This window comes from Paraburkholderia sp. Ac-20340 (assembly GCF_017104965.1).
Lineage (GTDB): Bacteria > Pseudomonadota > Gammaproteobacteria > Burkholderiales > Burkholderiaceae > Paraburkholderia.
On record NZ_JAAGPR010000068.1, the window covers coordinates 1 to 10,887 of the forward strand.

Consider the following 10,887-nt stretch of genomic DNA (forward strand, 5'->3'; position numbering starts at 1 on the left):
TGGCGTCGCGCTCGGCGGCCAGACGCGCCTGATGGCGGTCGTGGCGCAGACGCGCGTCGTCGGCCTGCTGTTGCGTCCAGGCGTCCCAGCCGGTGGCTGCGCCGGTCACGGGGATCATCGCGATGCAGTCCACCGGGCAGGGCGGCACGCACAGGTCGCAGCCCGTGCAGAGATCGCGCACGATGGTGTGCATCTGCTTGGGACCGCCGACGATCGCATCGACCGGGCAAGCCTGCATGCATAACGTACAGCCGATGCAGACCTGCTCGTCGATAAACGCAACGGGGCGTGGCCGCTCGACGCCGTTATCGGGATTGATCGGAATGACGGGCTTGCCGAGCAGATGCGCGAGACGCGCGACGCCTTCGGCGCCGCCGGGCGGGCACTGGTTATAACTGGCGGTGCCGGCGGCGACGGCTTCGGCATAGGGCCGGCAGCCGTCGTAGCCGCACTTGGTGCATTGGGTCTGGGGCAGCAGATCTTCGATGCGATCTGCGAGTGTCTTGGAATCGTTCACGGTCGCAATTTCTACGCTGGCCGGGGTGCGCCATCAGCGCTCACGAAGCGTGGCTGACGGCGGCAGGCGGGCACAAGCTGGCAAAGCGGGGCAGGCAGACACGCGCGCGGACGCAGCGCCTGGCGGCGCTTGCCGGACCCAGATGCGTCAGCGCATGCCGGGATGCGCACGTGCGGCGCCAAAGCCCGCATTATCGCCGATTTCCCGCATTGCCATCGGCAGGGCATGTGCCATAATCAAAGCGCTTAATTCGCAAGTTCGGGCCCAGCCGCAGCGCACCATGCGCCGCGTCTGACGCGCGAACCCGCGAATCCGGCATGCAGGACGGCATTAAAACGCGGCACCGGACGAGGGCTCCGGACGGGCTGCAAATAAACAAAACGAAGATCGAAAAACGAAGGGTGTCAGTCCATTAACCTGGCGCGCCCCGTGGATCGCTGCCGCTACATGGGTTCTTTGGAGAGGCCCGGCAGTGCCAAGCGGGAATCCGCGCGCCTATCGAGCGATCCTGCCACCATGAATCAGCCGAAAATCAAAAGAGATCCTGAAGGCACGCGCCGTCGCATCCTGCTCGCAGCGGCGGAAGAGTTCGCGAGCGGGGGCCTGTTCGGCGCCCGCGTCGACCAGATCGCGCGACGCGCCGAGACCAACGAGCGCATGTTGTATTACTACTTCGGCAGCAAGGAGCAGTTGTTTACTGCCGTGCTGGAGCACGCTTTCGGCGCGCTCAACGAAGCCGAACGCGCACTCGATCTCGCGGGCCTCGCACCCGTCGAGGCGATCACGCGCCTCGCGCATTTCGTCTGGGATTACTACCGCGATCATCCCGAACTGCTGCGCCTCGTGAACAACGAGAATCTGCACGAAGCGCGCTACATGCTCAAATCCACGCGCATCCACGAGATGGTTTCGCCGATCGTCGCTACGCTTGGCAGCATTCTGTCGCGCGGGGAAGCGGCGGGGTTGTTCCGTGCGAACATCGATCCGCTGCGCCTGTACGTGACGCTTTCGGGCATGGGTTATTACATCGTGTCCAACCGCTATACGCTCAACGCCACGCTCGGCCGCGACTTCAGCGCGCCGGCGGAACGCGCCGAGATCATCCAGCTCAACACGGACATGCTGCTGGCGTTCCTGATGCGCAAATAAGCGCAAATAAACGCCGATCGCGCGCACGGCGCAGCAAGCCGGCAGTACGAAAGAAAAAACGCCGCGCCTCATGACCTGTGAGGCGCGGCGTTCGCTCATCCATCGAGCGTCGATCGCAGTCTGTCCTTAAGCAACGTCAAGCGACGTCAAGCAGCGTCAAGCAACGACCGTTTCCTTCACCGGCTGCTTCGCGTGCGGCTGATGCTGGCGGATAAAGTCGCGCAGTTGCGGATAGATGATGGTGCGCCAGCGGCGGCCCGAGAAAATGCCGTAGTGGCCGCATTTTTCCGCAGTCAGATGATGCTTGTTCTGCTCGGGGATGCTCGTGCACAGGTCGTGCGCGGCGCGCGTCTGTCCGGAGCCCGAAATATCGTCGAGTTCGCCTTCGATCGTGAAGAGCGCCGTATCGCGGATATCCTGCGGCCGCACGCGCTCGCCCGAAACATCCCACGTGCCTTCGGCGAGACTGAATTCCTGGAACACCGTGCGGATGGTCTCGAGGTAATACTCGGCGGCCATGTCGAGCACCGCGTTGTATTCGTCATAAAACTGACGATGTGCTTCGGCGTCCTCTTCGTCGCCGCGCAGCAGGCTCTTGTAGAAGTCCCAGTGCGCCGTGGTGTGGCGGCCCGGATTCATCGCGACGAAACCGGTGTGCTGCAGGAAGCCCGGATAGACCTCGCGGCCTTCGCCCGGATAGTTGGCCGGCACCGTATGGATCACGTTGTTCGCAAACCATTCGAGCGAGTGTTCGGTGGCGAGCGAGTTGACGGCGGTGGGGCTGCGGCGCGCGTCGATTGGGCCGCCCATCATCGTCATCGTGAGCGGGGTGGGTTCGCCGCGGCTCGCCATCAGCGAAATGGCCGCGAGCACCGGCACCGTGGGCTGGCAAACCGACAGCACATGCACGTTCTTCGCGCCGATATGGCGGATGAATTCCTGGATGTACGCCACGTAGTCGTCCAGATGGAACGCACCCGCTTCGAGCGGCACCATGCGCGCGTCGATCCAGTCGGTGATGTAGACCTTGTGATCCTGCAGCAGCGTGCGCACGGTGTCGCGCAGCAGCGTGGAGTGGTGACCCGACAGCGGTGCGCACACCAGCACCGAAGGCTCGTCCTTGAGCGCGGTCACGGCGGCGGGATCGTCGGCGTAACGCTTGAAACGCAGCAGGCGGCAGAACGGCTTTTCGACGATGGTCTGTTCGACGATCGGGATGTGATGACCGTCTTTTTCGATCTGTTTGATATTGAACTCGGGCTTTTCGTAGTCCTTGCCGAGCCGGTAGAGCAGTTCGTAGCCGGCGGCAAGACGCGTGGCGCCCGGCACGAGCGAGAACGGGCTCGACGGATTCGAAAACGACTTGGAAGCAGCCTGGGCCCACGCGGTAAGGGGGCTAAGCAATGCGCGCTGGTATTCGCGAATTTGGTAGAGCATGGATGCTCCAGCATCAGGGGCCGGATCGCATCCTGGCTACGCGGATAAACGCGACGAGGATGCGGACCCGCTTGTTGATCGGTCGGGCTTGTGACTCTTTCAGTCAGGCTATATATCGGCTTTGCATCGCGCCGCTTGAGCGAAAAAACCAGCCGCTACGCCCTAGCCGCGCGCCACGCTGCCGCACTGCGATCCAGCCGAAACCATCGTATCGGACCCCAGAACGTTGTGCAACGCAGCAAGTCAAGTTTAGCGCACCTCCTACAAACGCGTCGGTGCATTCCCACGTTGACCTCTTCGCGATCCTGACTATGCGCTTTGGCTCGCGGCGGGCTCGCAGTGAACTATGACGCGGTGGCCTCGAAATCGGCTTCCATCGGCGGGATGCCTTCTGGATGGCCCGTTTCCGCTGCCATTTCCTGTTCGTGGCGCATCAGGTTCAGGCCGGTGTGGACCAGCGCCACGTGCGAGAAGGCCTGTGGGAAATTTCCCACAAGTCGGCCCGCGACCGGATCGTACTCCTCGGCCAGCAGGCCGACATCGTTGGCGAGCCCGAGCAGCCGTTCGTACATCTTGCGCGCATCGTCCATGCGGCCCTGGAGCGCAAGGTTATCGACCATCCAGAAGCTGCAGGCGAGGAAAGTGCCTTCGCCGGGCGGCAAACCGTCGTTGAATTCGGTGGTGCGGTAGCGCATCACGAAGCCTTCGCACATCAGGTCGCGCTCGATCGCCGCGACGGTGCCCGCGATGCGCGGGTCGTCGGCGGGCAGGAAGCCGACCAGCGGCATCAGCAGCAGGCTGGCGTCGAGGTCGGTGCCGCCGTAGATCTGCGTGAAGGAGTTCAGCTCCGCGTTGAAGGCGCGCTCGCAGATCTGTGCGTGGATGGTTTCGCGCATCTCGCGCCAGTGCTCGAGCGGGCCGGGCAGGTCGAATTTTTCCGCCGAGCGCACGCAGCGATCGAACGCCACCCACGCCATCACCTTCGAGAACGTGAAATGCTGGCGGCCGCCGCGCGTTTCCCAGATGCCTTCGTCGGGCTCGGTCCAGATCGTTTCGAGGTGTTCGAGCATCGCGCACTGGATCGACCAGGCGGTGTCGTCGGCTTGCAGGCCGCCCACGCGCGCGAGGTGCAGCGCGTTCATGACTTCGCCGTACACATCCAGCTGCAATTGCCCGACCGCGTTATTGCCCACGCGCACGGGCTTCGCGCCTTCGTAGCCGGGCAGCCAGTCGAGTTCGATTTCGGGCAGACGGCGCTCGCCGGCGATGCCGTACATGATCTGCAACTGCGAGGGCGAACCGGCCATCACGCGGCCGAGCCACGCGCGCCAGGCGCGCGCTTCGTCGTAATAGCCGCCGCGCATCATGGCAAGCAGGGTGATGGTGGCGTCGCGCAGCCAGCAATAGCGGTAGTCCCAGTTGCGCGTGCCGCCCAGTTGCTCGGGCAGCGAGGTGGTGGGCGCGGCCACGATGCCGCCGGTCGGCTCGTAGGCGAGCGCCTTGAGCGTGATCAGCGAGCGGCGGATCGGCGCGGCCCAGCGGCCTTCGACGGTGCCGCGCGCGGCCCATTCTTCCCAGAAGTTTTCGGTGCGCGCGAGCGCCGTGAACGGATCGCGCGGCGGCGGCAGGCGCAGATGCGACGCGGCGTAGGCCATCGAGAACGGCACGCGCTCGCCTTCCTTGACGTCGAATTCGGCGACCGTGCGCATGTTTTCGCCTTCGAGATCGACGGGCGTGCGCAACACGATGGTGTCCGGGCCGACCGTGGCCTTGATGCCGCTCTCGTAGGCGAGGCGGCTCACCCACGGCACGGAAAAGCCGTAGTCGAAGCGCAACACCAGTTCGCACTGCATGCGCACGGTGCCGCGCCGGCCCACGACGATGCGTACGAGTTCGGTCCAGCCGTTGCCCGGCGGCATGAAGTCGATCAGCGTGACCGCACCTTCGGCGGTTTCGAAATCGGTTTCGAGGATCAGCGTGTCGCCGCGATAGCGGCGCGTGGTGGTGACTTTGGCGGGCGTGCCGTCGGCGGCGGGCGCGGGGGCGATCTGCCAGCGGCCGTTCTTTTCGGTGCCGAGCAGCGCCGCGAAGCAGGCGCCGGAGTCGAAACGCGGCCAGCAGAGCCAGTCGATGGAACCTTCGCGGGACACGAGCGCGGCGGTGTGGCCGTCGCCGATCAATGCATAGTCTTCGATAAGTGCGGGCATGGTAAGCAGATTGACAGCGTGCGTGGTGCGATTCGTGTGATTTTTACGGCGCTACGGCATGGCTGCGCGCTCAGAGGCTTCCCGGCGCATGCACGCACAAGAGTAGTGGCAGCGGGGGCGAAAGCGCAACGCGTTTTGCGGCGCACGGCACGCCAGCGCACGCAAAACAGGGGTGCGGGAATGGTCGCGGCGCGCCGTTCACGGGCGCGCGCGAGAGCTTGAGCGGAGCAATCCGGCGCGTTCAGAAATGTCCGCCCGTGCCGAACAGGCCGATGATCCCGATGATGATCAGATAGAGCGCAACGATGTAGTTGAGCAGGCGCGGCACGACCAGAATCAGAATGCCGGCGATGAGCGCGACGAGCGGGCCGATGGCGACATGGATGTTCATAGTTCACTCCGTAGTGAGCGAGGCCGCGTGCTGCGCGCTGGCAGCGCGATGGCGCGCAACCTCTCGTATACTTCGCTTCCAACCCTCATAAGATCCGTGCTCGCGCAGGCGTCGGGCAGCTGTGTTTTGCTCATGCCGCGCGGAAACGATCAGCAGCAGATTCGCCAGTTCGACAAGAAGAAAGGAGGTCGACATGTTTCAAGGCCATGCAGTCGCAATCGCCATGCCCGTGCAGTCGCGCAAGTCCGGTGCACCGCGCACCCCGAAGCGCGGCATCATTCATCAGATCATCAAAGGGATCGCCATCATGGCCACAGTCGCCGCCTCCGCCGCTGCGCCGCAGGCATTCGCGCAAGGTGCGTCCGCCGATGTGGCCGGCAACGGCGTGTACGACCTGATCGTCGGCACCTATACGGGCGGCAAGAGCGAAGGCCTGTACGTCTATCGCTTCGATTCGAAGACCGGCGACGCGCAGCAGGTCAGCGTCGCGAAGACGGTGAATCCGTCGTATCTGGTGGTCAGCAAGGACAAGCGCTTCGTCTACGCGGTGAACGAACTGCCCGGCGATAACGGCCCGGCCACCACGCGCGGCGATGTGAGCGCCTTCGGCTTCGACGCCGCGAGCGGCCAACTCACCTTCCTCGACAAGGTCTCGGCGCAAGGCAACGACCCGTGCTATCTGAGCCTGTCGCCGGACGGCAAATACCTGCTGGTCGCCAACTACTCGGTGGCGGCCGATCCGGGCGGCAGCTTCGCGGTGCTGCCGGTCGAGCAGGACGGCAAGCTCGGCCAGTCGGTGCTGACCGTGCATCACGAAGGCGGCGGCCCGGTGAAGGGGCGTCAGGACAACGCGCACGTGCACTCGACGGTGTTCTCGCCCGATGGCCGCTACCTGTTCACGCAGGATCTGGGCACCGACAAGCTCTGGACCTACCGCTACACGCCGGACGGCACGCGCGGTCTGGTGAGCCCGGCCGAATGGCGCTACGCCGACGTGAAGGCCGGCACCGGCCCGCGTCACCTGGTATTCGGCAACGATGGCCGCCACGCTTACCTCACGAGCGAACTGGCGGGCACCGTCAGCGTGTTCGACTACAACGACGGCCATCTGAAGCTGGAGCAGGTCGAGAAGCTGGCGGAACCGGGCTTCAAGGGCGCGGTGGGCGCAGCGGCGCTGCATCTCTCGCCGGACGGCAAGTTCCTCTACGTGTCGAATCGCGGCGACGCCAACGACATCTCGATCTTCGCGGTCGACGCAACGAGCGGCAAGCTCAAGCGCGTGGGCCGTCAGGCAAGCCTCGGCAAGTCGCCGCGCGAATTCGCGATCGACCCGAGCGGCCAGTGGCTGATCGTCGGCAACCAGAACAGCGACACGGTCTACGTGTTCCGCCGCGATCAGGAAACCGGTCTGCTGGCGGCGAACCCGAAGAAGATCGAGATCGGTTCGCCGGTCGATTTCAAGTTCGTGACGCCTTGAGATCGTCGATGCCGGTGCGAACCGGCTTGCGATGAAAAAAACGCCGCGTGGATCAGCTCCACGCGGCGTTTTTGTTTGACGACGGCGATGCCGTGGCGCCTACACCGTGCTTATTCGGCCTGGCCCGGCACGAGCACTTCGCGGCTGCCGTTGATGCCCATCGGCGAGACGAGACCGGCCGCTTCCATCTGTTCGACCAGACGCGCAGCGCGGTTATAGCCGATGCGTAATTGCCGCTGCACGGACGAAATCGACGCGCGGCGCGTACGCACCACGAAGGCCACGGCTTCGTCGTAGAGCGGATCGGCTTCCGCCTCGGGCGACTCGCCGAACAGATCCTGCGGCGCGCCTTCGGAGGCCGGGCCGTCGAGAATACCTTCGACGTATTCCGGCTCGCCGAACTGCTTCAGATACTCGACTACCGCATGCACTTCCTCGTCGGCGACGAACGCGCCGTGCACGCGCTGCGGATAGCCCGTGCCCGGCGGCAGGAACAGCATGTCGCCCTGACCGAGCAGCGATTCCGCGCCCATCTGGTCGAGAATCGTGCGCGAGTCGATCTTCGACGACACCTGGAAGGCCACGCGCGTCGGAATGTTCGCCTTGATCAGACCGGTGATGACGTCGACCGACGGACGCTGCGTGGCAAGGATCAGGTGGATGCCTGCCGCGCGCGCCTTCTGCGCGAGACGCGCGATCAGCTCTTCGATCTTCTTGCCCGCGACCATCATCAGGTCGGCGAGTTCGTCGATCACCACGACGATCATCGGCAGCGGTGAGAGCGGTTCGGGCGCTTCCGGCGTGAGCGAGAACGGGTTGCCGATCTTGCGCTCGTTGGCTTCGGCGTCGCGGATCTTCTGGTTGAAGCCCGCGAGATTGCGCACGCCCACGGCCGACATCAGCCGGTAGCGCTTCTCCATTTCGCCGACACACCAGTTCAGCGCATTGGCCGCGAGCTTCATGTCCGTGACGACCGGCGCGAGCAGATGCGGAATGCCTTCGTAGACCGACAGTTCCAGCATCTTCGGGTCGATCATGATGAGGCGCACGTCCTCGGGCTTCGCCTTGTAGAGCAGCGAGAGGATCATCGCGTTGATCGCCACCGACTTGCCCGAGCCGGTCGTGCCGGCCACCAGCATGTGCGGCGCTTTCGCGAGATCGGTCACGATCGGATGGCCGACGATGTCCTTGCCCATCGCGATCGTCAGCTTCGATTGCGAACGCTGATAAGGCGTCGATTCGAGGATCTCCGAGAGGCGGATCATCTGCCGTTTGGCGTTCGGCAATTCGAGACCCATGCAGGTCTTGCCCGGAATCGTTTCGACCACGCGGATCGACGTGAGGCCGAGGCCGCGCGACAGATCCTTCATCAGGCCGACGATCTGGCTGCCGCGCACGCCGAGCGCCGGTTCGACCTCGAAGCGCGTGATCACCGGACCCGCCGATGCACCGACCACCGTGACCGGCACCTTGAACTCCTGCAGGCGCTGCTCGATCAACTGGCTGGTTTCGGCGAGCTTTTCTTCGGAGACGTATTCGATTTCGGTCGAGGCGCGATCCAGTAGCTCGAAGCCCGGCAGTTCGACCGACGAGGCGCTGAGCGGCTGGAATTCGAACGAGGTCGGCGCGTGGCCGCGCACGGGGGCGCGGGCGGCTTCGGGGGCGGGTTGCGGGGCTGGCTGGGGTGCTGGCTGCGGTGCTGCTTGCGGTGCCGCGACTGCGGGCGCTGGTGCGGGTGCTGCAGGCGCGGCAACCGGCGTGAACGCCGGTGGTGCGAGCGGTGCCGATGCGGCGGGCACCGGCGTGGCTGTATGTTCCCACGGCGGCGTGACAGGCGCGGGCGGAACCGGAATGAACGAAGGCACTTCAGGCAGGTGCCAATCGGGGATGACCGGTTCGGGCAACGGCGTGGGTTCGATTTGCTCCCACGGCGGCGCAACCGGAGCGAACGGCTCAGGCGTTTGAACTTCCGGAAGATGCCATGCGGGCGCGGCCGGTTCGGTCTGCGGCTGCGTTTGGGCCGGTTCTGCCTCGGGCGTTTCGATAGCGCTGGCGGTAGTTTGCGTCGGCGCTTGTGTTTGAGCCGGGGCCGGTTCGGCAGGCGCTGGCGCTGACGTGACCGCGCTCGTTGCGGCCGCAACGGTCTGCACTGCGCCGATGGCCGGTGCGATTGCGTTTACCGCCGCGCTGGCAGCCGTCGGAACGACCGAAGCGGCCGCGGCGGCAAGCGGTGCCACCGCGCTCAAAACTGCTGCGACAGGTTGCGCGACTTCAATCGGAGCAGGAGCCGGGCGCGCTACTTCGACCACCGGCACCTGCGGTTCGACGTGTGCGGGTTCAGCCGACACCGGTGCCGTTTCAACCGCGGCCGTTTCGACGGGAGCGGGTTCGATCGTCGGCGCTGCTTCCTTTGCTTCCTCTGCTACCGGTTCGGCAACGGCAGCAACTTCCTGAACCGGGGCTTCGATCTCGGCGGCGTTCGCTTCTTCTTCGGCTGCCTTGGCGATAAACGACGGCAGCGCCGCATTGAACGCAGCCGTGAAAATGTCGACCGGTGCAGCCAGCGGCTCGTCGCTTGCGGGTTCCGGCGTTTCGACGCTCGCAAACGGTTCTTCGTACGCCACTTCCGGCTCGCTGGCCTCTTCGACGGCTTCCGGTTGCTCGACGTGCTCTACCGGCGCGGGTTGCGCAGTTTGCGTCACGAGGCGCGGGAAACGGACGATATTGCTGACGCTCGCGACGGGCTCTTCGTCCTGCGTCGCGTCGATCGCCGGAGCGGGTTCCTGTTCTGCGACTTCGGCGTGCGATTCCGGCTCTGCAGCCACCGTATCTTCATGCTCGGGTTTGCTGGCTTCGACTTCCTCGGCAACCTCCTCGGCGGGTTCGTCGTCGAGCATGACCCACGGCATGCCGTTGTCGAAGTTCGGCCAGTTGACTTGCGCCGGAGCGGATGTATCAGCGTGTTCCTGCGTCTCAGCGGCTTCGCTCGGCTCCGGCGCGTTTTCCTCGGTGCCGATCAGGAACGCGGGCAGGGCGTTGTCGGCTTCGTGCTGCGTGTGCGCGGTCGCGGGTTCTGCTTCTTCGGCCAGCGTCGGCGCAACCACCGGCTCTGCCTCGACCGCTTCAGACAACGACGCGGCGTTTTCCTGCACGTCCGATGCGGCCTGCGCGAGCGGCTCAGCAGACGTTTCGACGTGCGGTGCCGCTGCCGTTTCAACCGGCACCGCGATCTGCGGCGCGCTCATCGGGAAGTGCGCGTGGGCGGCGGGCGTCGCCACTTCGGCATCTACGTCAGGCGTGTTGACTTCGCTAGCCAACGGCGCTTCGGCGATCGTAGCCATCTCATCCGGAGCATTGCGGCGAGCGAGGCTCGCGCCGGCCAGCGAGGTCCAGCGCGCTGCGTTCTCTTCGATCGAACGCAGCGTTTCGAGCACGCTCGACGACAGCGGCGCGGGCTCGGCGGCGGGCGCGGGCGGCGTCGGGCGCGAATAGGCGGGCGTAGCGGCGGGCGTGGAGGCGGACGTAGCGGCGACCACTTCCGCAACCGGCGCGCTCACGGGTACGCCAATCTGCGGGCTGAGCGTGGACGGCGCACGCAGCGCGGTGGTCGGCGTGGTTTTCGTCGGCCACACGAACGGACGCGGCGCGCGGGTCTGACGCGGCTGCGGCGCGGCGGCTGCGGCGGCGCGTGCGGCCGTGCTGCCCGCAA

7 protein-coding genes are annotated in these 10,887 nt (G+C 65.4%); 2 read left to right on the forward strand and 5 right to left on the reverse strand.

Annotation, left to right across the window (positions count from 1 at the left end; translation table 11 throughout):
• Positions 1 to 517: electron transport complex subunit RsxB (rsxB, locus tag G3N59_RS36550; RefSeq protein ID WP_205987872.1), on the reverse strand; the 517-nt coding region annotated here is incomplete at its 3' end.
• 516 nt (positions 518 to 1,033) lie between these two features.
• Here rsxB and G3N59_RS36555 point away from each other — a divergent pair.
• Positions 1,034 to 1,666 (forward strand): TetR family transcriptional regulator, encoded by a 633-nt coding sequence (locus G3N59_RS36555; protein WP_205987873.1) that lies wholly within the window; start codon positions 1,034 to 1,036, stop codon positions 1,664 to 1,666.
• A gap of 156 nt (positions 1,667 to 1,822) precedes the next feature.
• Here G3N59_RS36555 and phaZ read toward each other — a convergent pair whose 3' ends face one another.
• From phaZ to G3N59_RS36570, 3 genes are all read right to left on the reverse strand, one after another.
• Positions 1,823 to 3,103 carry a polyhydroxyalkanoate depolymerase gene (gene phaZ / locus G3N59_RS36560; protein ID WP_205987874.1) on the reverse strand — a complete coding sequence of 427 codons (1,281 nt, stop codon included), beginning with the start codon at positions 3,101 to 3,103 and terminating at the stop codon, positions 1,823 to 1,825.
• Between the two features lie 344 nt (positions 3,104 to 3,447).
• Positions 3,448 to 5,310 (reverse strand): glycoside hydrolase family 15 protein, encoded by a 1,863-nt coding sequence (locus tag G3N59_RS36565; protein ID WP_205987875.1) that lies wholly within the window; start codon positions 5,308 to 5,310, stop codon positions 3,448 to 3,450.
• A gap of 241 nt (positions 5,311 to 5,551) precedes the next feature.
• Positions 5,552 to 5,701, reverse strand: coding sequence for a DUF3096 domain-containing protein (locus G3N59_RS36570; RefSeq protein WP_103701522.1), 150 nt, complete (start codon positions 5,699 to 5,701; stop codon positions 5,552 to 5,554).
• 307 nt (positions 5,702 to 6,008) lie between these two features.
• Between G3N59_RS36570 and G3N59_RS36575 the strand changes: the two genes are divergently transcribed.
• Positions 6,009 to 7,178, forward strand: coding sequence for a lactonase family protein (locus G3N59_RS36575; RefSeq protein WP_241024843.1), 1,170 nt, complete (start codon positions 6,009 to 6,011; stop codon positions 7,176 to 7,178).
• A gap of 110 nt (positions 7,179 to 7,288) precedes the next feature.
• Here the strand turns inward: G3N59_RS36575 and G3N59_RS36580 are convergent.
• Positions 7,289 to 10,887, reverse strand: a 3,599-nt coding sequence (locus G3N59_RS36580) for a DNA translocase FtsK (protein WP_277397968.1), incomplete at its 5' end; no start/stop codon positions are given.